Below are 24816 nucleotides of genomic sequence, written 5' to 3' on the forward strand. Positions count from 1 at the left end.
CTTGCCCGGTGGGCGCGTTCTGTGTTCGTTCGGGGTGGCGGGTCCGGCGGGGGGGGTGCTGCTTGCGCCTGGTGCGGGCTCGGGTCAGCGGCGGTTGTCGTGGGGGCGGCCGGTGCGTTCCCGGCCGCGGCGCATCTCGTTCCGGAGCAGCCGGGACACCGGGTCGATCAGCGCCCTCGCGAGCTCGTCGAGCTCCTTGCCGCGGGGGACGCTCGGGCCGGTCTGGGTGCCGGTCGAGGTCGACGTGGACGTGGACGTCGAGGTGGAGGTGGACGTGGAGGTGCCGGTCGACGTGCCGGTCGAGGTGGACGTGGGCGAGACGTCGCGGGCGACCGGGATCACCGGGACGCCGCTCAGCCCCGCCTCGGCCATCCGCTGAACGGCCTTGGCCTGGAGCTGCCGGCTCGCCGCCGGTGCCCGCACGACGGGCGTCGCGGGCGGCTCGGCCACGGCCCCGGCACCCCTCGTGTACGTCAACGGCTGGACGGCCTGGCGCTGCACGGGGGCGGGGCGGGGCGACGACGGGGTGGCCGGGTCGAGGCGTACGACGGGTGGGGCGGGGGTGGTGGCCCGGGCGGTGGTCGGGGTGGTGGTCGGGGCGGTGGTCGGGGTGGTGGTCGGGGCGGTGGTCGGGGTGGGCTTCGGTGCCGGTTCCGGGTGGGGCGCGTGGTGGGCCGGGTGGGCCGCGCGTTGGACCGGGTGGGCCGTCGGGGCGGTCGGCGAGCCGGTGCGCCCGCGCGGGCGTGCGGCGGCGCGCTGGACGGACGTCTCCCGCGCGGGAGCCGGCTCCGTCGGCGGCTCGGGTGCGGGGTCCCTGCGCCACGTGGCCGCGACCACGGGGCGGGAGGGGGCGGCGGCTGCCGAGGGAGCGGGCGCCGACGTGGAGAAGCCCTCGGCGGCGCGCGTACTGATGACCAGTGGCCGGTCGGGGAGCAGTCGGCGGGAGCGCTGGACGAAGGGGGCGACGGGGGTGGACCGGTTCGCCTTCGCGCGGTCGGCGGTCCGCTCGGCAGGGGCCGCCTTTCGTGCGACGGTCGGTCCGGACGGCGGGGTGCCGACCTGACCGGTCGTCGGCCGGGCCTCCGCGCCGGACTGCCTCTCCACCGCACGGGACACGGTCAGCTGCTCCGGTCGGGGTTCCGACGGCGAGTTCGCCCGGGTGGGCGCGCTCGAACGGCCCTCCGAGGCCCCGAGGATGGGGGCGTTGTCCGGGGCACTCGGCTTCTCGACCGCACGCGACACCGGGACCAGCGGCTCGGGCCGCGGCGCCGACGGGTCGGCGAGCGGGACCGCCGGGGTGGACGCCGGGGTGGATGCGCCGGAACGGCCTTCCGGCGCCCCGAGGATCGGGGCACTGTCCGGGCTGCTCGTCTTCTCGACCGCTCGGGACACGGTCAGCGACTCGGGCCGGGGCTCCGCCGGGTCTGCGAGCGGGACGACCGGGGTGGACGCCGACGAAGCGGTGTCCGAGGCGGGCGCCCTCTGCACCGCAGGCGCAGTCGAAGTCGGCCCGGTCGAGGGGGCCTTCGGCGCTCCGGGGGTCGGGCCGGTCGTCGCCGGTCGTACGAGAGCGTCCGGGCCCGCGGTCGGCTTGCCCGGGGGCGTGACGGCCGCCGGGCCTGACGGGCCTTCCACGGCACGGGACACCGGAACCACCGGAGGCACGGCCGGACCGCCCGAGGGCCTGACGGCAGGGCCTTCCGCCGGGCGGGGCACCCGGACCACCGGGGTGCCGGCCCCGGTGCGGGGCGGTGCCGGGGTGTTCGTGGGGGTGGTCTCAGGGTTCGGGAGCGTGCGGCGCTGGATCGGTGGCCCGCCGCCCAGCAGGGAGGCCGTCGGGGGGAGTTCGCGGAGCGGCGCCCCAAGGCCGGAGCGGGCCGGGCGGGGCGACGGCGTCGGAGTCGGGGTCGGGGTCTGGGTCGGGGTCTGGGTCGGGGTCTGGGTCGGGGTCGGGGTCTGGCTCGGGGTCGACGGGGCCTCGGGTTCGGCCATGCGGCGCATGACCGGCATCGCCGGGGCGTCGCCCGACGTGGTCGGTGCGGTCGGCGCGCTCGGAGTCGGGGGCGTCGTGCCCCCGTCGATCCGCCGTGCCGTGGCGGGCAGTTCACCGATCGGTGCGCCCAGGCCCGGGCGGGTCGCGGGGCGCGGGGACCGGTCCGCCGGGGCGGACGGGGCCGGCTCCTGCCGTACGTCGTTGGTCGCCCGGTCGGCGGCCGTGGCCGGTGCGCGCGGCGGAACCGCGGCGAGCACACGCGGTGCCATCGCCGGGCGCCTGGCCACGACCAACGGGGCGCCGACCGGGCGCGGCCGGACAGGGGAACCCGGCCGGGTCCGCCGGGGGGCGGCGGACGTCTCGGGGGTCCGGGGTGCCGGACCGGTGGTGCTCGGGTCGTTCGTACCGGAGGGCTGAGGCTCCCTGCCCACGACGGGCAGCGCGGCAGAGCCTCTCGCGTCGGGGCCGCTCGCCGCAGGGCCGTTCGTTTCAGGGCGCGGGGGCTCCCCCGGCGTACCGGAATCCGCGATCCGGCGGGACAGCACCGGAGCCTCGCCCAGTACGGGTGCGGTCGTCCCCGGGCCGGTCCGGTCCGCCGACGCCGACGGTACGGCCGCGCGCTGGATCGGGTGCTCCGACCCAGCGTCCGCCCCCTCGGCGGCCGGCGTCGTACGCCGGGACACCACGAGCGGGTCCGAAGCCTCGGGCCCCGAGGCCGCCCCAGGTACCGCTGCCCTCTGAATCGGGTGCTCCGGAACCGGGTTGGCCCCTTCGGGGGCCGACGTCGTACGCCGGGACACCACCAGCGGGTCCGAGGCCACCGGCCCCGAGCCACCCTCAGGTACCGCCGCGCGCTGGATCGAGTGCCCCGCCCCCGCTACCGCCGCCCTCTGAATCGGGCGCTCCGGCCCCAGGCCGGCCCCCAGTTCCTGGCCCTCCGGCTCCGGCTCGCCGCCCACCGCGCGGAGCAGCAGCGGGCCGCCGCCCGCGTACGGGGTCGGGCGCGAGGGTGTGGTCGGGCGGGCGACGCCGTGGATCAGGCCCGCGGGCGCGGACGGCAGGAGGCCGTGGCCCAGGTCCTTCGTGAGCGTGGGGTTCTGCCAGGAGGCGAGGCCCGAGCGGAACCGGAGGCCGTCGCTCACGCCCACGGTCGAGCGCGCGATGGTGAGCGGCGCCGGGGCCACCTCGCGCCAGCCGCCGTCCCAGTCCGGCAGTCCTGCCGGGACCTCGGGCGAGGCGGAGGCGGAGGCGGGCTCCTGTACGGAGCCGTCCGTCGGAGTCGACGCCGAAGCCGACGCGCTGCCGCCGCCCCTCCGCAACCTGTCCCAGAAGCCCATGCCCTCACCTCACCCGCCTTCGTTCACCCGTGTGTTGATCCGCGCTATCTCCCGCACCCACTCCTGCCGTTCGGCGTGGGTGAGGTCGAGGATGTCCTCGCGCTGCCAGTGGAAGTGGTAGGCGACGTACGCGATCTCCTCCCGCAACCGGGGAAGGGCGTACGTCACGATTCCCCCAGGCGCCCGCCGGAGAGGTCCACCTCGAAGGGGTTGTGGCAGTGCGGGCAGGTCACCGCCGCGTGCGTGTGCCCCTCGCTGTTGATCCGCCGGTAGAAGTCCTGGAGGAAGGCGACGTCCGTCGCGTACATGCGCTCCACGACGCCGGCGTGGATGTCGGTGATCGTGCCCAGGCTGGTGATCACCTGGCTGAGCAGGACCACGCTCAGGTACGCCGGGTTCTCCTTCACCCGCAGGTCGATCTGCGGGCGCAGCTCGTCCCGGGCGGTGGCGAGGCGCATGGAGCCCGTGCGGTGGACCGTGCCCTCGTCGTCGACGTAGCCGCGCGGCAGCTCGAAGGTGAACTCGTGTCGGAGCTGCTCGCGTTGCCGCGCCGCGGGCGGGGCCGCCGGGGCCGGGGCGGCCGCCTGATCGGCGGCCGCCGCGCGCTCGGCGGACGCGGCGGCTTCGAGGAGATCCTCGATGCCGCCGGAGGTGACCGTCCTGCGCCTCATTCGATCACGATCTCCTCGAAGGTGATGGTCACCGTCTCGGTGGCGGCGCTGGACTCGCCGGCCTTGAGCGAGGGGCCTTCCCACTTGCTCGCCCAGCCCTGCATGAGCTGGATGCGGCGCACGGTCTCGCCCGCGGCGTCCTTGACCTCGATCGTGAGGTTCTGCCGGGCCGAGTCGACCTGGCCGTTCTCCAGCGTCTCCTTGACCCACTTGGTGAACTCGGTGCTCTTGTCCATGCCGCGGGTGATCGTCACCTCGCCGGCCTGGCGTGCGCCCGGCTGCTTCTTGATGAGCAGCTTGCCGTCGGGGGTCACCTGACGGACCTCGACCACGTCCTCCTCGTAGGACAGGCCGCTGATCTCCTGGATCGACTCGACCATGTAGCCGCCCAGCTGGACCCCGAAGATATGGGTGGAAAGAGCGTCGCCCTCTGCCATTGCTGTCTTCACCTTTTCCTGTTACCCGTTGACGAGTTACTCGTTGACGAGGCTGGTGCTGTCGGAGTACTGCGAGAGCCGGAAGATCACGAACTCGGCGGGCTTGACCGGCGCGACACCGATCTCGCAGATCACCTGGCCGAGGTCGACCGACTCCGGCGGGTTGTTGTCGCGGTCGCACTTGACGTAGAACGCCTCCGCCGGGGTGCTCCCGAAGAGCGAGCCGCGACGCCATTCCTCGCTGAGGAAGGCGGTGACGTTCCGTCGGATGCTCGACCAGAGCCGCTCGTCGTTCGGCTCGAAGACCACCCACTGGGTGCCCAGGAGGATGGACTCCTCCAGGTAGTTGAAGAGCCGGCGGACGTTGAGGTAGCGCCAGGCCGGGTCCGAGGACAGGGTGCGGGCACCCCAGATGCGGATGCCGCGGCCCGGGAAGGCGCGTACGCAGTTCACGCCGATCGGGTTGAGCAGGTCCTGCTCGCCCTTGCTGAGGCGGATCTCCAGGTCGACCGCGCCGCGGATGACCTCGTTGGCCGGGGCCTTGTGCACCCCGCGCTCGCCGTCGCTGCGCGCCCAGACGCCCGCGACGTGGCCGCTGGGCGGGACGGTGGTGTTGCGGCCCGTGGCCGGGTCGAAGACCGAGATCCAGGGGTAGTACAGGGTGGCGTAGCGGGAGTCGTAGCCCGCCTCGTCCTGGCGCCAGGTACGGATGGCCTGCGCGTTCATGTTCGGCGGGGAGTCCAGGACCGCGACCCGGTCGCCCATCTGCTCGCAGTGCGAGATGACGGCGAGCTGGACGGTACGCAGGCCCTCGGCGTCGATCTCGCCGCGCTGGTGGGCGCTCATCAGGTCGGGTACGGCGACCATGGTGATCTCGTCGATGGCCTCGAGGCCGCCGAAGCCGGTGCGGGCGGCGGAGTCTCCGACGTACTCGTTCGGGTCGAGCCGCGCGACGCCGCCGGGGGCGGCGGTGGTGGCCGGGGTCGCGACGGGGGCGGCCGGCAGGGCGACGGTCTGCGCCTCGGGGCGGGTCTGGGTGGCGCCGGGCTGCTCGGCGACGTCGATGAGCTTCGAGCCGCGCACCTGGTTGAGCAGGTAGCCCTTGACGTTCTTGCGGACGGAGGCGTCGTACGTCTCCACCACCTTGTCGCCCTGGCGGACCAGCAGCTTGAAGCGGTCCTCCGGCGGGTTCTCGCCGTCGGCGGCGGCGATCTCGACGGAGACGTCCGGGCCGGAGCCGGTGCGCGCCGAGATCAGGAAGCCGCCGAGCGCGGTGGGCGCGGGGGCCTGGATCGCGGCGGGCTTGCCGCCGTCGGCCTGGTCGGCCGCCGGGCCGCCGACGCGGACGACGTACGCCGTGCCGCCGCCGTTGGCGAAGTAGCCGTAGACGGAGTGGGCGAGGTAGGTGCCCTCCGTGAAGCCACCGAACGTCTGGACGTACTGGTCCCAGTTGGTGACCAGCGTCGGACGGTGGAAGGGCCCCTGCTCCGCGAACCCGACGAAGGCGGCAACCGCGGTGCCCACGCCTTCGATCGGCCGTGCACCGGACTGCACCTCCTCCACGTACACGCCCGGGGTCAGGTACGACGGCATACTCGCTCCTTCAAGTGGCCACTGGGGTCACCACCGAGTCTCGCCGCCGCGATGTGCCTGGTCATAGGCCCTGGAGTCCCGCCGAAGGGGCAATGGTGCTGCCTGAACGGGCAGCTGGGGCGGGGCAACCCGGCACTTCGGATTCGCGTCGGCCGGGCACCGGAGCGCCGCCGCCCGGAGGCGTCCCCGGAGGCGGCCCTGGAGGCGGCCCTGGAGCGCCGCCCGCCCCCTACCGTCTCGGCTGACCCGAGGCGGCCGTCCGCTCGTTCTTCATCCACGGGCCGAACTCGCTCTCCAGGACCAGGCGTCCGAGCTTGCGGTACTCCTGGAGCACCGCGGAGACGAGCTGTCCCATCCCGAGCGGACGGCCCGCCTCGGCCGCGAGGTAGGCCGCGGTGACCGCGCAGGCGCGGATCGAGCCGCCCGCGAGCTCGAAGCGGTCGGCGCAGAACCGCAGGTCGAGGTCTTCGTCCCGGGGCAGTGCGGGGCCGAGGCAGCGGTCCCACAGGGCGAGGCGCTGGCGCGCGTCGGGCATGGGGAAGTCGGCGATCACGTCGATGCGGCGGGTGAACGCCTCGTCCAGGTTGGCCCGGAGGTTGGTGGTGAGGACCGCGATCCCGTCGAAGGACTCCATCCGCTGGAGGAGGTACGCCGATTCGAGGTTGGCGTTCTTGTCGTGCGCGTCCTTCACCTCGGAGCGCTTGCCGAAGATCGCGTCCGCCTCGTCGAAGAGCAGGACGCCGTTGACCTCCGACGCCTCGACGAAGATGCGCTCCAGGTTCTTCTCCGTCTCGCCGATGTACTTGTCGACGACGGTGGAGAGGTCCACCACGTAGAGCTCCATGCCGAGTTCGGCGGCGACGACCTCCGCCGACATCGTCTTGCCCGTGCCGGACTCGCCCGCGAAGAGGGCGATCACGCCGCGGCCCCGGCCGCCGCCGGGGCGCATCCGCCACTGGCCGAGGACCTGGTCGCGGTGGTGGGCGCGGAGGGCGAGTTCGCCGAGCTGGCGGCGGGTGGGCGGGGGCAGCACGAGGTCGTCCCAGCCGACGGCGGGTTCGATGCGGCGGGCCAGGCGTTCGAGCCCCGCGCCGTTCTGTCCGCGTACGGCGGCCCGCAGGTCCCCCGTGTCGAGGGGGCGGCGCTCGGCCGCCGCCGCGCGGACGGCGACCGTGGCGGCCTTGCGCACCTGCTCGGCGTCGAGGCGGTACGAGACGACGGCCGGGCCCAGTTCGTCGTCGCCGGGCACGGTGACGGGCGCGTCGACCGTCCCGACCGCCGCGTCGAGCGCCTGGCGCCACCGGGTGACCGTGCTACCGGTGGTGGGCGGGCCGACGGTGAAGGGGACGGGGCTCTGGCGGGACCACAGGGGGTCCCAGTTCTTCGTCCCGTAGGTGATCAGCGGGACGCCGCTGGTCGTGGCGCACAGTTCGCGCAACCACCGGGCCCGCTCCGGGCGTTCGGGTTCGAGCGCCTCGATCGGGCCGACGACGATGCCGCCGCCGCACAGCCGGGCCTCGGTCGCCAGGAGGTGCGGCACCCGGGCGATCTCGGCGTCGGTGGTGAGTGCCGCGACGTCGAGGACCAGGGCCCGGCGGCCTGCGGCCGTGAGCGCCTCGACGGCGACCCGGCCGGCGTCGCCGCCCCTGGCCCGCACGTGGACCGGGCCGCCGCCGGTGAGGGCGGCCTCCGCGACGCGCGGCACGGGCTGCTCGTACGGCCCGGGGCCGCCGTGGTCCGTGGAGACGAGACCGGCGAGCCGTGCGTCGGGCTCGTCGTCGCCGAGCAGATGGGCGGCGACCCGGTCGGGGACCCGGAGGGTCCGGGAGAGGAACGGGCGGTCGGGCTCGGTGATGTCCAGGAGCCCGCCCCTGACGAGGGGCGCGGTGGCGGAGAACCGGAACCGCGCCGGGCCCGCGACGGGCTGACCGCACAGGTCGAGGGCGAGGCCGATCGTCGGGCGCCGCCGGGTGAGGTCGTCGTTGAGGTACCCGTACAGCGCCTCGAAGCGGGCGTCGATGTCGGGCGCGAGGGCGACGAGCAGCAACTCCTCGTCCAGCGGGAGGAGTCCGAAGGCCTCGGCGAGCCGCCGCAGCCGCGAGCCGTCGGGGCCCTCCGGCGCGTCCGGGACACCTCCGGCGGGCCCCGGGTGGAAGGCCGCCGGGGCGCGCAGGATGCGCTCGGCCCCCTCCGGGGTGAGGTACTGGCCCCGGTAGGGGTCGTCGGGGGTGGGGTCGGTCGCGTGGCGCGCCCCGACCGCGTCGCGCACCCGCAGTTCGACCCGGGCCAGCCGCTCCCAGAGGTGGGCGAGCCCGGCCGGGTCCTCCTGCGCCTCGGGGGACACGTCCACGTACGTCCGTACGTCGTCCTTGATCACCGCACCGGCCCCCGGTGGCGGCGGGTCGGCGCCGGCATCTCGCGCGCGGCGGCGAAGCCCCGCCCGCCCGGGTCGCCCGCACCGTCGTAGCGCAGGCGGCGGCCCGTGCCGGAGTCCTCCGGGGCGTCGTCGCCCGCGGCCGGGCCGACCCGGACCTCCAGGCCCTCGGTGACCGGCGGCGCGGCGTCGATGCGCTCGCCCGCCAGCGGGGCGAGGACCCTGAGGTCGATCGCGGCCTTCAGCTCGCCGCCGAGGGCCGACCACACGTCGCCGGCCGAGCGGCCCTGCTGGGCGCCGCCGGCCACCTCCAGGGGGACGGCGAGGCCCAGTTCGGCCAGGGTGCCGGTGCGTAGCCGGCCGGGCAGGACGTCCGTACGGGCCATGCAGCGCAGCACCTCGGAGAGCAGCCGGTGTTCGTCCTGCGGCCGGTTGGTCCAGGCCGTGACCAGGTAGGTCAGGTCGAACCAGCGGGGCGGGGTGCGGTAGGCGACGATCCGCCCGTTGTCGTCGTACTCCTCCAGCCTGCCGGTCCGCCGCCGTTCGATGTCCTCCCTGATGTCGTACAGGAAGACGCTGATGGTCGGGGCGTTGCGGCGGGCCGCCCATTCCCGGGTGGGCGGGTCGAAGACCAGGTCGACGCCGCTGTCGGTCAGGCCGGACTCGGTGAGGAGCATGCGCAGCCCCTCGTCGACTTCGTGGATCACCGGCGGGCCACCTCGTCGGGCGGGGCGACGTTGCCGGTGACGACCAGGAAGTCGGTGGTGACCGGGGAGAATCCGGCGCCCCTGGCGGTGATGATGCGCGGCCCGGTCTGGTCCTTGGCGAGGATCAGGAGCTGGGCGATGAACGTGCCGTCGGCCTTCGGGACGGTGGGTACGGCGGCGGCCGTGATGCCGGGCTTCCAGGTCAGCGTGACGGGGGTGCCGGGCGGGAAGTCCTTGCCGCGGACGGAGGTCACGAAGCCGGGCTTGCCGATGGCGGGGACGGCCACGATCTTCGGCTGGAGGATCCTGATCCGCTGCCGGTCGGTGTTGTCGCGCGGGTCGGCATCGGTGCCGGAGGTGGTGAGCCGGCCGGTGGCGGTGGACGTCAGCGCCTTGTTCGGGGACAGCACGATCGTGACGACGGTGGACGCGCCGGGGGCGAGGTCACCGAGGGCGCACACGTTCTTGACGCACCCGGCCGGGGCCTTCCCGGCGGGGATGCCGGGCGGCAGGCCGAGGCGCAGGGTCAGTCCGGTGGCGAGGGCCTCGCGGCCGTTGCGGACGGTGTACGTGAGGACCACCTTGCCGCCGACGTACCCCGGTTCGGGCTGGGCGGCGATGGTGAGTGCGGGGCCGGCCTTCGGCGCGGGCGGCGGGGTGGGCTTCGGCGGGGTCGGGGTCGGGGTGGGCGTCGTCGGCGTCGGGGTCGGCGTCGGCGGCTCGGGGGCCTGCTCCACGGGGACGAGGGTCGAGCTGGTGTTGTCGGTCGGGCTGCGGTCGATGACCGCTCCGGTGACGGACCAGTCGACGACCCGGTCGCCGGGGGTCACGCCGGTCAGCCGCACGGTGACGGTGACGCTCTCGCCGGGGGTGAGGACGCCGAGTTCGCACTGCGGGGACCCGGGCTCGCACCGCCCCTTCGACGGGGTCAGTTCGTCGATCCGGACGCCCGGGGGCGCGACGGCCGTGAAGACGGTGCCGGGCGAGGCGGACGGGCCCTGGTTGGTGACGGTCACGGTGACCGTGACGGTCTCGCCCTCGGTCACCGGGTCGGCGGTGGGCGGCGCGGTCACGGTCAGGTCGACGGACTGCTGGTACGCGGGCTCCTTCTGGCGGCCCGCGAGGGCGCCGGTCAGGGACGTGACGGCGCCGGTGGCGATCTCGACGGTGGACAGGGCCTCCGGCGAGTTGGCCGCGAGCTCCCGGCGGGAGCTGAACACGAGCCGGCTCGCGTCCGGCGACCAGGCCACGTCACGCGCCTGGAAGGGGCCGGTGGCGGAGGTGTCGGGGACGTCCCGGCGGCAGCCGTCCGGGTCGCCGGAGCGGCCGGTCGGCAGGAGGACCTGGCAGCCGCCCGAGGTCAGGTCGGTCATCAGGACGCTGTTGCGCTGGTTGACCCGGCCGCCGCCGTCCTTGCGGTTGAAGGCGAGGCGCTTGCCGTCGGGCGAGAACGCGGGGCTGTCGTCGATGACCTGGCAGGTGCCCGGGCAGAGTTCGGTGCTCAGGTTCCGCTGCCGGTCGAGGGCGTCCGCGGGCACGGTCCAGATGTGCTTGTTGCCGCCCGCGCCGTCGACGACGGCGTTACGGGTGAAGGCGAGGGTCTTGCCGTCCGAGGACCAGGTCGGCTGGGCGTCGCCGCCGGTCTGGCCCGCGGGCGGGCGCACCTGGCCGACGAGCGCGCCGGTCCTGGCGTCGGCGACGAGGATGCGGCTGGGGCCCGAGGCCGAGCCGACGCCGCCGGGCGAGGTGCGGGCGAAGGCGAGGAACCTGCCGTCGGGCGAGAAGGCCGGGTCGGTGTCCCAGTCCTTGTCGCCGCGGCCGGCGAGCGGGACGAGGGTGGGGTTCGAGCCGTCGGCGTCGGTCAGCCAGATCTGCTCGATCCGGCCGGTCTCGGGGTCGCCCTGGAAGCGGGAGACGACGATGCGCCGGCCGTCCGGGGTGTAGCTCTGCCGCTCGGTCCACGGGTCGTACTTGCCGGGCGGGTTGAAGAGCGGGTCGACGGCCGGGTCGGTGTTGGTCCTGGCGGTGGGATCCTCCCGGAGGATCTTGACGCCGAGGTCGCGGGGGTCGGAGCCGTCGGGCCGTACGTCCTGGAGGTACGCGTGGATGCGGGCCTCGGCGGTGGTGCGGGTGACGAGGACGGTGCCGCCGTTCTGCGGGCCGAGCCAGGTCGGCGAGTCGACGACCCGGTCCTCGTAGAGGAGGCTCTGGGCGGTCTCCGCGGAGTGGGCGACGGCCCGGTAGACGGTCTCGTACGGGTTCGTGCAGCCGCAGGGCCCGTTGATGCTGAGGAAGAGGATGGTGTCGCCGTCGGGCTGCCAGGCGGCCTGGCGGGTGTTCCAGCCGGCCTGTTCGCCGGAGAGCAGCGGGCCGTCGGCGCCCGGTCCCGAGGTCACCCGAAGGCGGGGGCCGCTCGGGTCGGTGCCGGGCGCGGCGGTGTGCGTGTAGGCGACGAGGTCGCGGTTGACGGTGTCGTCGACGGGGTTCCAGGCGGGGTCGTCGGCGGTCCCGGCGGGCGCGTCGCTGATCCTCTCGTACGCGCCGCCGTCCAGGGCCCGGCGGTAGATCTGCTTGCCGCGCAGGGGGTCGGCGTCGCTGACGTACGCGATCCTGGCGCCCTCGGGCGAGACGGTGGGCGCGGTCTCGTTCCTGCGGGGCGAGTCGGTGAGGCGGCGCTCGCCGGTTCCGTCCGTCCCCACGATCCACAGGTCGCGCTGGGTACCGCCGATGCCGGGTTCGGCGGAGTCGAACACCACGAACCGGCCGTCCGGGGTGAGTTCGGGGTTGGCCGCGTCGCGCTCCGAGGTCAGCTTGCGGATGCCCCCGCCGGCGTCCCGCAGGTACACCTGGGGGCGCGTGCCGTCGCGCAGGCTGGTGAAGACGACCTGGCCGCCTCGGGCGTAGGCCTCGGTGTCGTAGTGCGCCGGGCCGGGGCCGAGCAGCGGGTCGGCGGTGGCCGGGTTTCCCGTCACGCGCCCGATGGAGCGGTGCTCGGTGCCCGCGTAGACGATGCGGCCGGTGTCGGCCGCGGCCGCCGCCGCGCGGACGGGCGCGGCGGCGGGGGTGGCGGCCTGCGGTGAACTCACCGCGAGGAGGGGCACGATCACCGTCACGGCGACGGCCAGTCTGCCCACCCTGGTACGGCCCGCGGGGCCTGGGGTGCCGGTCACGTCCACCTCGCAGTATGAGAACAGTTCACCGTGGTCGAGCGTCACAGCCCCGGGCGGGTCGCGACAGGCCGCGAGGTCCCGCACCGGGGGAAACCTCCGCTGCTCTTTCGGGCACCCAGGGGCTGTCCGAGGGACCCCGAGGCGGTCATATGAGTCCGTGCCGCATCGCGTAGCCCACCGCGTGGGCGCGGTTGCGCAGGTTCAGCCGGGTGGTGACCTCGTGCAGCACGTTCTTGACGGTCCGTTCGGAGTACGAGGTCTTCTGCGCGATCTCCACGGTGTCGAAGCCCTCGGACACCAGGCGGAGCATGTCGGCCTCGCGGGTCGTGAGCGTGGAGAGGGTCAGGCCGCGCGGGTCGAGCACGGTCCGCTGCAGGCTGCTGACATGGGCCAGGAGCTTGCCGAGCAGGTCGCCGGGGAGCACGCCCTCGCCCTTCGCGAGCGCGGTGACCAGGTGGACGAGCCGGTCCTGGTCGGCCTCGGAGCGGCGCAGTACGGCCGCGACCGAGCATTCGATCATCGTCTGCAGCGCCCCCGCCTCGAACCGGCCGACGACCAGACCGGTGCTGGTGGCGGTGTTGCGCTGGAGGCGGCGCAGCAGTTGCACGGTCGAGTCGTCGACCGTGTCCACGACCACCAGGGTCGCCCTCGCCTTGTCGGCGTCGGATTCGGGCAGCAGCTCCACCTCGGGCCGCCGCCGCAGTTGCTCGATGATTCCCGCCTGCAGGATCAGGTCCTCGGCGTAGACCGAGACGGAGACCCTGGAATCGCACTGCTCACTGTTCATGATGTATTCCCACCGTTTCTCGTCGTCCGCCGACCGGTACTCGGTCGGCCGGCGGCTGGTTCTGATGTGGCGCGCGTCCGCGCGCCGATGGTCCGTGGGGGCAGTCGCGCTGCCCGGTCGTTGGCCCTCACGCCCCTGTGAGAAGGACCAGTTGGCGGCCTAGGTTCCCGGCGTGACCACTTCTGCCGAACTCGATATGCCGACCGTGACGGTCTCGCCCGGCGGCGAGGCGACGACCACCCTGAACGTCCGCAACGACAGCGACATCGTCGAGGCGTACACGTTCACGGTGGTCGGCGAATGCGCCGCCTGGACCACCGTCGAACCGGCCCGCGTCTCGCTGTATCCCGGCACGTCGGAGACGGTGACGGTCAGGCTCGCTCCGCCGCGCTCCCCCGATGTCCGCGCCGGGGAGAAGCCGCTCGGTGTGCGCGTCCTGCCCGTGGAGCACCCCGAGAACGTGGTGGTCCCGGAGACCACGGTGCGCGTGGAGGCGTTCCGGGAGATCCAGCAGGAGCTGAAGCCCCGTCGTCGGCGCGGCTGGCGTGGCGGCCGGTACCAGATCGCCCTGCGCAACCAGGGCAACACCCCCGTGTCGCTGGTGCTCGCCGGCCGGCAGGCCGGGGAGGAGCTGAGCCTCAAGGCCACCCCGCAGCAGCGGCGCCTGGAACCGGGCGAGACCGCGGAAGTCGGCCTGAAGGCCCGGGTCCGCTCGCTGATCTGGTTCGGCGAGCCGGTGCACTGGCCCTTCGAGATCGAGGCCGCCGACGCCGTGACGGAGGCCGGTGATTCGCCGAAGACCGACGGTGACCCGGGCGAGGTGCACGCGCCGCCGGCCGATCGACCCACCGTCGTGGAGGGCGAGTTCGTCCAGCTGCCGATCCTGCCGAAGTGGCTGCTGATCCTGCTGGCGATCCTGATGGCGCTGCTGGTCGCCTGGTTCGCGCTGGTCCGGCCGGCGGTGCGCAGCGCCGCGAAGGAGGCCGCGACCGCCGCGCAGAAGGAGGAGACCGCCAGGCAGCAGGAGGCCGAGAAGGCCAAGCCCAAGCCGGCCCCGGCCCCCGGCGGGGAGCAGGGTTCCGGCGGGCAGGGCGACGGCGGCGGCACCGGCGGTACGGGCTCGGGCGGCTCGGGTGGCGGTCAGCAGAGTTCGGCCACCATCGACATCAAGACAGGCGCGGGCGCCAAGAAGGTGGGCACGTACCAGGTGCCGGCCGGCAAGGTCTTCGGGATCACCGACGTCGTGGTGGCGAACTTCCAGGGCGACGAGGGCATCATCACGTTCTCGTTCGGAGAGCGGAAGATCACCACGATCGCGCTCGAGACGTTCCGCAACCAGGACTACCACTGGGTCACCCCCATCGAAATCCCCGAGAACGCGACCGTCACCGCCGAAGTGACCTGCGCGAAGCCGGGTACGCCGGCCACCGGGAAGCAGGCATCGGACTGCCACGAGGTCCTGAACGTCAGCGGTGTGCTCCGCGACCTTCGCCCGTAGAAACGGAAGCGAGGGAAGTTTTGTTCGAGGTTCGGGCGACGAAAAGGCCTGGACCTTGGACTCGACCGGAAACCGTCGCTCGGATCGGTACTCCGGTGGGCGCAGCGGAGATCGTCGTGGCGCGATCTCGTCGGTGGCCACGGCACGTGCGTCCTGCTTCCCTGGTCGGATCGGGGCCAGCAGCGTAGGCAGGGCGCAGTGCCGAAAAAGTGACGTCCCTGGGGAAGTCCCGTACGTCATCGGCCGGTTCCGGTGCGTCATCGGCGGCCGCCGGGAACGTCGTCGGCGGATTCCGGCGCCGCGAGGCGCGCGAGCCGGTCGCGCACCTGCCGGGCGTCGGGGTGACCCAAGTGCATGAAGAGCTCGGCGGCTTCGCGCCAGGCCGCCGTGGCGGCCGCCGGGTCCCCGGCTCCCTCGTGGCTGTCGCCGATGTGCGTGAGGGTGTCGGCCTGGAGGCTGAGGTCGCCGACGGCGCGGTAGAGGGCGAGCGCCTTGTCGTAGGCGGCGAGGGCCTCGGGGAACTCGCCGCGGTGGTGCCGGGCGTAGCCGACGCTGTCCCAGGCGGCCGCCTCGCCGTTGCGGTTCCCGTTCTCCCGGTGCAGGAGCACGGCCTTCCCGCAGTCGTCCAGGGCCTGTTCGTAGGCGCCGGTGAGGATGTGGGTCCAGCCGATCTCGTTGAGCACGGCCGCCGCGCCCGTGCGGTGTCCCGACCTGTCGTAGAGCGCGGACGCCAGCCGGTAGTGCTCCAGCGCCCGCGTGTGGTCCCGCAGGCCGTTGCCGAGGAACGCCAGGCTGCGGTGCGCGGCCGCCTGGCCGTGCGGGTCGCTCGCGTCGGCGAAGCGGTCGAGGGCCCGGGTCAGCGTCTCGTGGGACTCCGCGTTCCGGCCGAGCCGGTGGTACGCGAACCCCAGCGCGCGCAGCGCGTACGCCTCGCCCGTGGTGTCGCCGTCCCGTCGCGCGGCGCTCAACGCCAGCTCCTGGATGCCGCGTTGTTCGTCCCAGCGGCCGGCCCGGTCGAGGAAGAGCTCCAGGGTGGCGGCGAGCCGCCAGCAGAGCCCGTCGCCCGCGCCGCCGTCCACGGCCGCCCCCTCCACGGCGGCCAGCAGCACCTGGCGCTGCCGGTGCAGCCACTGGGCCGCCTGCCGCTCCCCGGTCAGCGCCTCCGGCAGGACGCCCTCGCCCGGCGGCCGCACGGGAACGCGGTCGCGGTACGGGGCGAGCAGGGCGTCGGCCGCGTGGGCGGTGTGCAGATAGTGCTCGAACAGGCGGCGCCGGGCCCGGACCCGTATCCCCTCGTCGTCGCGGTCGAAGCTCAGCTCCCGCGCGAAGGCCCGCAGCAGCTCGTGGCAGGAGAAGCGGCCCGGCGCGTCCTCCGTCAGCAGGCCGCTGTCGAGGAGTTCACCGAGCAGGCGGCGCGCGTCCCCGGCCGGCACCCCCGCCAGGCTGGCGGCGGCGGCCACGGAGAGCTCGGGGCCCGAGTGCGCGCCGCCGATCAGCCGGAACAGCTGCTTGGCGCCCGCACTGAGGCCACGGCAGGACCAGGAGAAGACGCTACGCGCGTCAACCTGGGCGTCGCTGCTGGTGAAGGCGTCCAAGCTGCCCCGGGCGGCGCGCAGTTCGTCGGCGACCGTCTCCAGGGCGAACCGGGGGTTGAGCAGGGCGCGGGTGGCGACGATGGCGAGGGCGAGCGGCAGGTGTCCGCACAGCTCGACGATGGCCTCGGCGGCCGCCGGCTCCGCCGCGATCCGCTCCGCGCCGAGGCGCCGGGTCAGGAACTCGACGCCCTCGGCGAGGGAGAGCCCCTCCAGGCCGATGAAGCGCACGGTGTGGGTGACGACGAGCCCGTCGAGGCGGTGCCGGCTCGTGATGAGCGTCAGCGAGCCGGGGGCGCCCGGAAGCAGCGGCCGCACCTGCTCGGAGTCGCGGGCGTTGTCGAGCAGGATCAGGAGCCTGCGGGGGGCGAGCAGGCTGCGGTAGAAGGCCGGGAGGGCCTCGGGGTCGTCGGGCACCCGCTGGGGCGGGACCCCGAGCGCGGAGACGACCTCGCGCATGACGTCGGGGGCGGCCAGCGGCTCCATCGTGGGGTGGAAGCCGCGGAGGTTCACGAAGAGCTGGCCGTCGGGGAAGCGGTGCGCCACCTCGTGGGCCCAGTGGACGGCGAGCGTGGTCTTGCCGACGCCGGCCATGCCGCTGATCGCGGCGACGGCGGGGGCGGTCTTCCCGGGATCGGATTCGGGGCGCGCGTCCAGCAGCCCGCCGGAGAGCGCCAGTTCGGCCCGTCTCCCGGCGAAGGTGGCGATGTCGGAGGGAAGTTGAGCGGGGAGAAGTTGGGGAGCGGGCCGGTCGGCCGTCGCCTCGGGGTCCTGCTCCCCAGCGGCCGCGACGGGCACGGGTGCGGGTACGGGCACGGGTGCGGGTACGGGGACGGTCACGGGGACCGCCTGTCTGAGGACGCGTTCGTGCGCCGCGCGGAGCTCGGGGCCCGGGTCGACGCCGAGCTCCCCCGCGAGCCGCGCGCGGACCGACTCGTGGACGGCCAGGGCCTCGGCCTGCCGGCCGAGCGCGGCGAGCACGGTGACGAGCCGGGCGTGCAGGGCCTCGTCGAACGGGTAGTGGTGGACCGCCTGGTGGAGCAGGGCGAGGACCCGCTCGCCGTGGGCGTGGTCCGTCACCAGGGCCGCGTCGGCGGCCTCCTTCACGGTGGCCAGGTACTCCTGGTTGAGCGCGGTGAAGAGCGGGTGCGCGGCGACCCTCGGGGCAAGGCCGGTCCCGGCGGGGCCGCCCCACATCCCGAGCGCGTCGACGAGGAGGTCCACGCTCCGTGCGCCGTCCCCGGCCGCCGTGGCCCGGCGGGCGTCCTGGCGCACGGACCGGAAGTGCAGCAGGTCGAGCTCGCCGGGGCCGACCGGCAGCCGGTAGCCGCCCGCGCCCCGGAGCAGGCGCCGGGCGTCCGCCCGGCTGGGCAGCTCGGGCTCCAGGAGCCTGCGGAGCGCGCCGACATGGCGGTGGACCACGTTGACGGCGCTGCCCGGCGGCTCCTCCCACAGGGCGTCGATCACCTCCTGCGGGGTCAGGAGCTGTCCGGCCCTCGCCAACAGCAGAGCCAGCAGGGCCTGTTGTTTCGGGGGCCCCAGGGTCAGCTCGGTGTCCCCCCGCCATACCCGCACCGGCCCCAGGATCCGGTAGTGCATGCTGTCGCCTCACCTCTCGGCGGTGCCGACGGCTCGTGCCCCCACCGCGCACCGATCGCGCCCGGTGGTCGTCTCGGGCCGCTGAAAACGCTCTCACACACCGGCGTTCGCACCGGTGTTCGTACACGCTATGCGGCGGAGCAGGGTGATCCGCAAGCTGGGAGCCTCGGCGTTTCCGTCACGTAATCTTTGGCGATCCGGCCAACCGGGAGCAGACGGGACAACGCATGGCAACACTTCTCTACGTCACCGACCTCGGCTATCAGGCGCGCGGGCGCCGGTACTGCGACGAGGACATCTGGCTCTCGGGGCGGCTGCGCGAGGAGTTCACGGTCGCGCTCTGCCATCCGCTGGACGCGGCCGGACTCATGGACCGCTTCGACGCGCTGGTCGTCCGCAACAGCGGGCCCGTCCTGCACTACCAGGAGGCGTACGACGCGTTCACGCGCGCGGCCCGCGCGAGCGGGGTGCGGGTGTTCAACTCCCTGACGGGAAAGGGAGACATGGCCGGAAAGGACTACCTCCTGCGGCTGTCGAGGGAGGGATTTCCGGTCATTCCGACGGCGGGCCGCCGCGACGAGTTCGACCGGCTCCCGGAGGCCGCGGAGTACGTCGTGAAGCCGCTGCTCGGGGCGGACTCGGTGGGCCTGCGGTTCGTGGACCGGGACCGGCTCGGGGAGGTGGACCCGGCCGGGATGCTCGTACAGCCGCGCATCCCGTTCACGTACGAGGTCTCCTTCTACTTCGTCGGGCCGGCCTTCCAGTACGCGCTGTACGCGCCCGATCCGGAGGCCCGCTGGGTCCTCCAGCGGTACGAACCGACCGCCGCCGACCTGGAGTTCGCGCAGCGGTTCGTGGACTGGAACGACCTGGCGCACGGGATCCAGCGGGTGGACGCCTGCCGGGCGCCGGACGGGGAGCTGCTGCTCGTGGAGCTGGAGGACCTCAATCCGTACCTCTCGCTCGACCTGACCGGCGAGGCCGAGCGGGAGGCCTTCGTCGCGGCGATGAAGGCCTCCCTGCGGGAGCTGGTCACGTCCTAGCAGCCAGGAAGGCGGCCGTCGCTCAGGCCGAGCGCTTGCGCGGCGCCGCCTTCTTGGCGGGCGTCGAGGCCTTCTTCGCGGCCGCCTTCTCCGTGGTCCTGGCCGTGGTCTTCTTCGCGGTGGACTTCGCCGTCGCCTTGGCGGTGGACTTCGCGGTGGACTTCTTCGCCGTGGACTTGCGGGCCGGGGCGGCCGTCTTCTTGGCCGCCGTCTTCGCCGTGGACTTCCGCGCCCCCGTCTCCTTCGGGGTGCGCGGCGCGCTCTTGCGGGGCGCCAGCTCGGTGACGTCGGCGACGCCGCCGCTCTCGCCGCGCGCCTCCTTCGCCGCCCGGACGCTGTTCTCCAGGGCCGCCATCAGGTCGATGACCTGACCGCCGCCCTCCGCCTCGGGCTCCGGTGGCGCGACCGCCGCGCCGCCCTCCGCCTTGGCGGCGATCATCCGCTCGACCGCCTCGCGGTAGTCGTCGTGCAGGGTGCCGATGTCGACCTCGCCGAGCGTGGCCATCAGGGCGTCCGCCAGGTCGAGTTCGGCGTCCCGCACCTGGACCGGGGTCTCCGGGGCCACCCCCTCGGGCGCCCGGATCTCGTCCGGCCAGAGCAGCCCGTGCATGGCGATCACGTCGTCCACGACCCGGAGCATCCCGAGCCGCTCCCGCCCGCGCAGCGCGTACTTGGCGACCGCCACCTTCTCGCTCCGCTTCAGCGCCTCGCGGAGCAGGATGTACGGCTTGGCGGCCGGCACCCCGCTCGCGGAGAGGTAGTACGCGGCGTCCATCTGGAGCGGGTCGATCTCCCCGGCCGGCACGAAGGCCACGATCTCGATCGTCTTGGCCGTCGGCAGCGGCAGCGCCGCCAGGTCCTCGTCCGTGATCGGGATCATGGTCCCGTCGGACTCCTCGTAGGCCTTGCCGATCTCCGCCTGCGAGACCTCCTCGCCGTCCAGCTCGCACACCTTGCGGTAGCGGATGCGGCCGCCGTCGGCCGCGTGGATCTGGCGGAAGGACACGGACCGGCTCTCGGTGGCGTTGACCAGCTTGATCGGGATGCTGACCAGGCCGAAGGAAATGGCGCCGTTCCATATGGATCGCACGTTTCATCCCTTTCGCACGATACTTCCGGATTCGTGGGATTCTCATCGTATGACGCCGATCACGGAGGTGGAGGGGCGTCGCCTCCCGCTGAGCAATCTGGACAAGGTCCTCCACCCGGCCACCGGCACCACCAAGGGCGAGCTGCTGCACTACTACGCGACCGTGGGGGCCGCGATCCTGCCCCATCTGCGCGACCGCCCGGTGTCCTTCCTGCGCTATCCGGACGGCCCGGAAGGGCAGCTCTTCTTCACCAAGAACCCGCCGCCCGGCACGCCCGCCTGGGTGAAGACCACCCCGGTCCCCCGCTCCGACGAGCCGCGCGCCCGGCAGGTCATGATCCAGGACCTCGCCTCGCTGATGTGGGCGGCGAACCTGGTCGTGGAGTTCCACACCCCGCAGTGGCGGGCCGACTCCCCCGCCGTCGCCGACCGCCTCGTCCTCGACCTGGACCCGGGGCCGCCCGCGACCGTCGTGGAGTGCTGCCGGGTGGCCCTCTGGCTGCGCGAGCGGCTCGCGGCGGACGGCCTCGAGGCTTTCGCCAAGACCTCCGGCGCCAAGGGGCTGCACCTGCTCGTGCCGCTGGAGCCGACCCCGTCCGACGCGGTCTCGGCGTACGCGAAGGAGCTGGCCGTGCGCGCCGAGGCGGACCACCCGGCGCTCGTCGTCCACCGGATGGCGAAGGCCCTGCGGCCCGGCAAGGTCTTCGTCGACTTCAGCCAGAACGCGGCCGCCAAGACCACCGCGACCCCCTACACCCTGCGCGCCCGCCCACTGCCCGCCGTCTCCGCCCCCGTGACCTGGGAGGAGGTCGAGGCGTGCGACGCGCCCGAACGGCTCGTACTTCTGATGGACGACATCGCGCCACGTCTGGAGCGGTACGGGGAGCTGCTCGCCCCGCTCCTCGACCCGGACCGGGCCGGGGCCCTGCCATGACCCCGGCGCCCGCGACCGGCCCCGTCCTGCGGCCGCCCGTCGACGTGATGCGCCCCCGCCCGGCCGACGAGATCCCGGCGCAGGGGAGCACGCCCGGGGGGTTCCAGTACTCCCTCAAGCTGGACGGATTCCGCGCCCTCGCCTTCGTCCTGGAGGAGCGCAGGGTGGTCCTCCAGTCGCGCTCGCACCGGGACCTCGCCCCGGAGTTCCCCGAGATCGCGGCGCATCTGGGCGAGGCGCTGCCGGCCGGGCTCGTCCTGGACGGGGAGCTGTGCGCGTACCGGGACGGGCGGCTGAGCTTCACCGATCTGCTCCGCTCGCCCGGCGACCGCAGGCGGTCGGGCGTCCCGGTCTCGTACATCGCCTTCGACGTCCTCGCCGTCCCCGGCCGGGACGTCCGGCCCCTGCCGCTCGCCGAGCGCTGGCGGCTGCTCGGGACGGCCCTGGAGGAGATCGGCCCGCCCGTGCAGCGGGTCCTCGCGACGGTGGACGAGGAGACCGCGCGGGACTGGTTCCGCGAGCTGCGGGCGGCGGGCGTCGAGGGGGTCGTGGCGAAGGCGCTGCGCTCGCCGTACCGGGCGGGCGAGACGTGGTCCTGGCGGAAGGTGCGGCACGCGGACACCCTCGACGGCCTGCTCCTCGGCCTGGTCGGCCCGGTGGACCGGCCCCGGGCGCTGGTCGTCCGCCTCCCCGACGACCGTACGGTGACGACCTCGCCCAAGCTCACTCCGACGCAGGCCCGCGAGGTCGGGGCGCTGGCGGCGGGGCGGCTCGGGGCGGCCGTGGTCGACCCGGAGCACGGTCCCGTGACACCGCTCGCGGAGCCGCTTCCGGTGGAGCTGCGGCAGCTGTCCGGGCGGCAGGAGACCGCCCGCTTCGTACGCGTACGGTCCGACGGATAGCCGTTGCCGCGGGCAACTCCGGGGGCCGTCGCCGCGGATGGCGCGATTCGAGCGGCCCGAGGGCGCTTCCGAGACCGCGTCCGGTCAGCGGGTCCTGGTTCACGGTGTGGTGGTGCACACTTGCGTCCTGGTACAGCTCACGGGGAAGGCGGCGGCCGCATGCTGACGGGGATCGAGGAGGTCGACTGGGCCTCATTGGGGCATGCTTACGGCCCTGCCGACGATGTACCGGGGATGCTGCGCGGACTCGCCGCGTCCGACCCCTCCGAACGGGAACTGGCCCTCGACGGGATGTACGGCGCGGTCCACCACCAGGGCGACGTGTACGACTCGACGCTCGCCTGCATCCCCTTCCTGCTCGAACTCGTCGCCGATCCCAAGGTCCAGGACCGGGGCGGCATCGTGGAGTTGCTCACCAGCATCGGCGGGATCGATCTGAGCGGCGAGGAGGAACTGGACGAACTCGACGCGGACGACGAGGAGTTCATCCCCGCCGCGAACTACGCCATGGCGGCGGCCGCCGTCGCGGCGGGCGCCGACGTCTTCCTCGGCCTGGTCGGCGACCCGGACCCCGAGGTCCGGCTCGCGGCGCCGTGCGCGCTCGCCTCGCTCCACCCCGACCCGGCCCGCGTGCTGACCCTGCTGCGGGAGCGGCTGACGGTCGAGCGCGACACGGAGGTGCGGCTCGCCCTGGTGGAGGCCGTGGGGCGGATCGCCCGGCGGCACGAGTCGCTGCGGGAGGAGACCGTCGACTGGCTGGGCTGGTTGACCCGCGCGGCCCAGGCGCCCGGCCTCCGGCTCGCGGCCCTCGCCCAGGTGGCCCGGTGCGCGCCGGCCGAGGTCCCGGACGACGTGGTGGAGCGGGTGACGCGGCTCCTGGACGAGGTGCGGACCGCGCCGCCGGAGCCGGACGCCCGGCCGGGCGGGTCGGCCGGGCAGGTCCGTGAGCTGTTCGAGGAGCGCTCGACCGGCCGCCCGACCCCGTGGACCGACGAGCTGATGCGGACCCTGCACACCGCGCTCGACGACCGGGTCGAGGAGCGGACCGCGCTGATCCTCGCCCAGCTCCGCAGCCCCGACCGCTGCCAGCGCCTGGACGCGATCTGGCTGTGCGGGGGTCTGATACGGGTCTGGCGCGGCCGGTACGAAGAGGTCGTACGGCTCGTCGGGGAGCAGCTCGCCGACCCCGAGCCGAGGCTGCGCGACGCGGCCACCTCGTTCCTCGAAGGCCTCTTCGAACTGACCGGACCCGCGACGGACGCCCTCGCGGCCCGGCTCGCCCGCCGCCCCGACAGACCGGAGCGGCCGGAGTGGGCCGAGCGGCTCGAAGGCCCGCCCGGCGGGCCGGACGGGCGCGCCAGGGCGCTGCTCGCCCTCGCCCGCTCCGGGGACGCCCGCGCCGTGCCCCCGCTCGCCCGCGCCCTGGTGGAGCCGGACGTACGCCGGGACCTGCTGTACGCCGTGCCCACGCTCGGACCGGCCGCCGCGCCGCTCGCGCCGCTGCTGCGCCGCAGGCTGGCCCGGGTCGACCTCGACGACCGGCTGTACGAGCACGCGGCGCCGCTGCTCTTCGCCCTGGCCTCGGTCCGGGGTGTGCAGGCGGTGCCGGAGGTGCTGCGGGTGCTGCGCGGGGCGCCGCCGAACCGGCGGGACTGGGTGCAGGAGGCGGCGCTCACGGCTCTGGCGGCCTTCGGTCCCGCCGCGCGGGCGGTGATCCCGGACGCACGCGAGCTCCTGGAGAGCGAGGCGGCGGCGGTCTCGGCGCAGGCGGCGCTCACGCTCTGGTCGGTGGAGGGCGACCGCGAGGCCGTCCTGCCGACCCTCGCGGGCTGGCTGGGCCCCGACGCGCCGGCGCCGGACCGGTGCGCGGCGGCCCGGGCGCTCGGCGTGATCGGCCCGGCGGCGGCGCGCAGCGCGCCGGCCCTGCTCCCCGGCCTCGACTGCCGTGACCTGTGGGTACGGGTGCGCAGCGCGGCGGCCCTGTGGCGGGTGTCCGGGGACGCGGAGGCGGCGCTTCCGGTGCTGCTCGACGCCTGGGAGGAGAACCGGCACGCGCGCGTGGACATCGCGGAGTGCCTGGCCGAGATGGGGCCCGCGGCGGGGGAGTCGGCGCGCTGGGTGATCCGCGCGGAGCTGGACCGGCGGCGGCGTCACAACGTGCGCGAGAGCGGTGGACACAGCAGCCATGACGTCCACGAGGACGAGAAGCTGCTGACCTTCTGCCGGGCGGCGCTCGACCGGATGGACCGGTAGGGCGGAGCCCGGGACGGCCGTGGCGGCTTCGTCGCGGGGCCTACGGCCCACTGTTACAAGGCCGCAATAGCGGACATTTAGCTTCGAATCCATCAGCTGTCACCGCCGAGGATCCGGAGCCGCCCATGCCGTCCGCGCCGCCCGTGCCACCCATGCCGTCCGTGCCGTACCAGAGCGAGGACACCACCCGAGCGCCCCGTCGCGGTCGGCGGCTGGTCGTCGGCTCCGCGCTCGCGCTCGCCCTCGGTGGCGGCCTGCTCGCCTGCTCGACCGTGGCGGGCGCCGCCCCGGGGCCCGTCGCCCCCGACGTCTCCGTGCGGAACGTCACAGCGGCCCCGTCGCGGCACGAGGCCCCGCCGATGACGGCCTCGGAGCCGACGCGGCTCGTCGTCCCGGCGGCGGGCGTGGACACCTCCCCCGTGCTCCGGCTCGGTCTGGACGCCGAGGGCGGCCTCCAGGTGCCCTCCGTCGACGAGGCCGAACAGGCGGGCTGGTACACAGGAGGGGTGACGCCGGGCGAGAAGGGGCCCGCCGTCCTGGTCGCGCACTACGACACGGCGAAGGGCCCGGCGCTCCTCCGCGACGTGGCGAAGGTGCGCACCGGGGACCTGATCCGGGTCGGCCGGGCGGACGGCTCCACGGCCGTCTTCGAGGTCCGCGAGATCCAGCAGGTCGACAAAAAGGACTTCCCTACGAATAAGGTCTATGGGAAGACCGACCGTCCCGAGCTGCGGCTGATCACCTGCGGCGGACCGATCGCGGACGGCCATCGGACCGACAACATCATCCTCTTCGCCGGCCTCGTGAAGTGACGGGTCGCGGGGAGCGGACCCACC

17 protein-coding genes are annotated in these 24816 nt (G+C 74.3%); 6 read left to right on the plus strand and 11 right to left on the minus strand.

What is annotated here, in order from left to right:
- Positions 1 to 84: 84 nt before the first annotated feature.
- The 9 genes from AB0F56_RS04640 to AB0F56_RS04680 form a co-directional block, all read right to left on the minus strand.
- Positions 85 to 3330, minus strand: coding sequence for a hypothetical protein (locus AB0F56_RS04640; protein ID WP_362003855.1), 3246 nt, complete (start codon positions 3328 to 3330; stop codon positions 85 to 87).
- 9 nt (positions 3331 to 3339) lie between these two features.
- On the minus strand, positions 3340 to 3498 hold the full coding sequence (locus AB0F56_RS04645) for a DUF6760 family protein (RefSeq protein WP_176729256.1): 159 nt from the start codon (positions 3496 to 3498) through the stop codon (positions 3340 to 3342).
- Positions 3495 to 4001: a hypothetical protein gene (locus AB0F56_RS04650; RefSeq protein WP_362003857.1), complete on the minus strand. Its 507-nt coding sequence runs from the start codon at positions 3999 to 4001 to the stop codon at positions 3495 to 3497. Before AB0F56_RS04650 ends, AB0F56_RS04645 begins: the two co-directional genes overlap by 4 nt.
- Positions 3998 to 4438, minus strand: a complete 441-nt coding sequence (locus AB0F56_RS04655; protein WP_362003859.1) for a phage tail protein — start codon at positions 4436 to 4438, stop codon at positions 3998 to 4000. The genes AB0F56_RS04650 and AB0F56_RS04655 overlap by 4 nt, the downstream gene beginning before the upstream one ends.
- Positions 4439 to 4474: 36 nt before the next feature.
- Positions 4475 to 6031: a phage tail sheath family protein gene (locus tag AB0F56_RS04660; protein WP_362003861.1), complete on the minus strand. Its 1557-nt coding sequence runs from the start codon at positions 6029 to 6031 to the stop codon at positions 4475 to 4477.
- Positions 6032 to 6260: 229 nt separating this feature from the next.
- Complete coding sequence (locus tag AB0F56_RS04665; RefSeq protein WP_362004044.1) at positions 6261 to 8381, minus strand: ATP-binding protein; 2121 nt, start codon at positions 8379 to 8381, stop codon at positions 6261 to 6263.
- A 23-nt stretch (positions 8382 to 8404) separates the two neighbouring features.
- Entirely contained in the window at positions 8405 to 9112 is a 708-nt protein-coding gene (locus tag AB0F56_RS04670; protein WP_362003863.1) for a DUF4255 domain-containing protein, read from the minus strand.
- Positions 9109 to 12282 carry a hypothetical protein gene (locus AB0F56_RS04675; RefSeq protein WP_362003865.1) on the minus strand — a complete coding sequence of 1058 codons (3174 nt, stop codon included), beginning with the start codon at positions 12280 to 12282 and terminating at the stop codon, positions 9109 to 9111. The genes AB0F56_RS04670 and AB0F56_RS04675 overlap by 4 nt, the downstream gene beginning before the upstream one ends.
- A 145-nt stretch (positions 12283 to 12427) precedes the next feature.
- A complete protein-coding gene (locus AB0F56_RS04680) occupies positions 12428 to 13069 on the minus strand; it encodes a LuxR C-terminal-related transcriptional regulator (protein ID WP_362003867.1) in 642 nt (213 codons plus the stop codon).
- A gap of 196 nt (positions 13070 to 13265) precedes the next feature.
- Here AB0F56_RS04680 and AB0F56_RS04685 point away from each other — a divergent pair, with 196 nt between their 5' ends.
- Positions 13266 to 14567 (plus strand): hydrolytic protein, encoded by a 1302-nt coding sequence (locus AB0F56_RS04685; RefSeq protein WP_362004046.1) that lies wholly within the window; start codon positions 13266 to 13268, stop codon positions 14565 to 14567.
- A gap of 257 nt (positions 14568 to 14824) precedes the next feature.
- On the opposite strand, the gene AB0F56_RS04690 is transcribed toward AB0F56_RS04685, so the two are convergent.
- Positions 14825 to 17758 (minus strand): BTAD domain-containing putative transcriptional regulator, encoded by a 2934-nt coding sequence (locus AB0F56_RS04690; RefSeq protein WP_362003869.1) that lies wholly within the window; start codon positions 17756 to 17758, stop codon positions 14825 to 14827.
- Between the two features lie 227 nt (positions 17759 to 17985).
- Here AB0F56_RS04690 and AB0F56_RS04695 point away from each other — a divergent pair, with 227 nt between their 5' ends.
- The gene (locus AB0F56_RS04695) at positions 17986 to 18801 is read left to right on the plus strand and encodes a hypothetical protein (protein WP_362003870.1); all 816 of its coding nucleotides are present in this window, start codon (positions 17986 to 17988) and stop codon (positions 18799 to 18801) included.
- 22 nt (positions 18802 to 18823) lie between these two features.
- Here AB0F56_RS04695 and AB0F56_RS04700 read toward each other — a convergent pair whose 3' ends face one another.
- The gene (locus tag AB0F56_RS04700) at positions 18824 to 19891 is read right to left on the minus strand and encodes a Ku protein (RefSeq protein ID WP_362003872.1); all 1068 of its coding nucleotides are present in this window, start codon (positions 19889 to 19891) and stop codon (positions 18824 to 18826) included.
- 49 nt (positions 19892 to 19940) lie between these two features.
- Between AB0F56_RS04700 and ligD the strand changes: the two genes are divergently transcribed.
- The 4 genes from ligD to AB0F56_RS04720 all read left to right on the plus strand — a co-directional run bounded on the left by ligD (position 19941) and on the right by AB0F56_RS04720 (position 24792).
- Complete coding sequence (gene ligD, locus AB0F56_RS04705; RefSeq protein ID WP_362003874.1) at positions 19941 to 20825, plus strand: non-homologous end-joining DNA ligase; 885 nt, start codon at positions 19941 to 19943, stop codon at positions 20823 to 20825.
- Positions 20822 to 21727 carry a DNA ligase gene (locus AB0F56_RS04710; protein WP_362003876.1) on the plus strand — a complete coding sequence of 302 codons (906 nt, stop codon included), beginning with the start codon at positions 20822 to 20824 and terminating at the stop codon, positions 21725 to 21727. Before ligD ends, AB0F56_RS04710 begins: the two co-directional genes overlap by 4 nt.
- A 159-nt stretch (positions 21728 to 21886) precedes the next feature.
- The gene (locus AB0F56_RS04715) at positions 21887 to 23980 is read left to right on the plus strand and encodes a PBS lyase (protein WP_362003878.1); all 2094 of its coding nucleotides are present in this window, start codon (positions 21887 to 21889) and stop codon (positions 23978 to 23980) included.
- 125 nt (positions 23981 to 24105) lie between these two features.
- Entirely contained in the window at positions 24106 to 24792 is a 687-nt protein-coding gene (locus AB0F56_RS04720) for a class F sortase (RefSeq protein WP_362003879.1), read from the plus strand.
- Positions 24793 to 24816 lie beyond the last annotated feature (24 nt).

This window comes from Streptomyces sp. NPDC026092 (assembly GCF_040638605.1).
Lineage (GTDB): Bacteria > Actinomycetota > Actinomycetes > Streptomycetales > Streptomycetaceae > Streptomyces.

Coding starts and splice junctions, on each gene's coding strand:
- AB0F56_RS04640 (WP_362003855.1), bottom strand. CDS start 3,330: ATGGGCTTCTGGGACAGGTTGCGGAGGGGCGGCGGCAGCGCGTCGGCT.
- AB0F56_RS04650 (WP_362003857.1), bottom strand. CDS start 4,001: ATGAGGCGCAGGACGGTCACCTCCGGCGGCATCGAGGATCTCCTCGAA.
- AB0F56_RS04655 (WP_362003859.1), bottom strand. CDS start 4,438: ATGGCAGAGGGCGACGCTCTTTCCACCCATATCTTCGGGGTCCAGCTG.
- AB0F56_RS04660 (WP_362003861.1), bottom strand. CDS start 6,031: ATGCCGTCGTACCTGACCCCGGGCGTGTACGTGGAGGAGGTGCAGTCC.
- AB0F56_RS04680 (WP_362003867.1), bottom strand. CDS start 13,069: ATGAACAGTGAGCAGTGCGATTCCAGGGTCTCCGTCTCGGTCTACGCC.
- AB0F56_RS04685 (WP_362004046.1), top strand. CDS start 13,266: ATGCCGACCGTGACGGTCTCGCCCGGCGGCGAGGCGACGACCACCCTG.
- AB0F56_RS04690 (WP_362003869.1), bottom strand. CDS start 17,758: ATGCACTACCGGATCCTGGGGCCGGTGCGGGTATGGCGGGGGGACACC.
- AB0F56_RS04695 (WP_362003870.1), top strand. CDS start 17,986: ATGGCAACACTTCTCTACGTCACCGACCTCGGCTATCAGGCGCGCGGG.
- ligD (WP_362003874.1), top strand. CDS start 19,941: ATGACGCCGATCACGGAGGTGGAGGGGCGTCGCCTCCCGCTGAGCAAT.
- AB0F56_RS04710 (WP_362003876.1), top strand. CDS start 20,822: ATGACCCCGGCGCCCGCGACCGGCCCCGTCCTGCGGCCGCCCGTCGAC.
- AB0F56_RS04715 (WP_362003878.1), top strand. CDS start 21,887: ATGCTGACGGGGATCGAGGAGGTCGACTGGGCCTCATTGGGGCATGCT.
- AB0F56_RS04720 (WP_362003879.1), top strand. CDS start 24,106: ATGCCGTCCGCGCCGCCCGTGCCACCCATGCCGTCCGTGCCGTACCAG.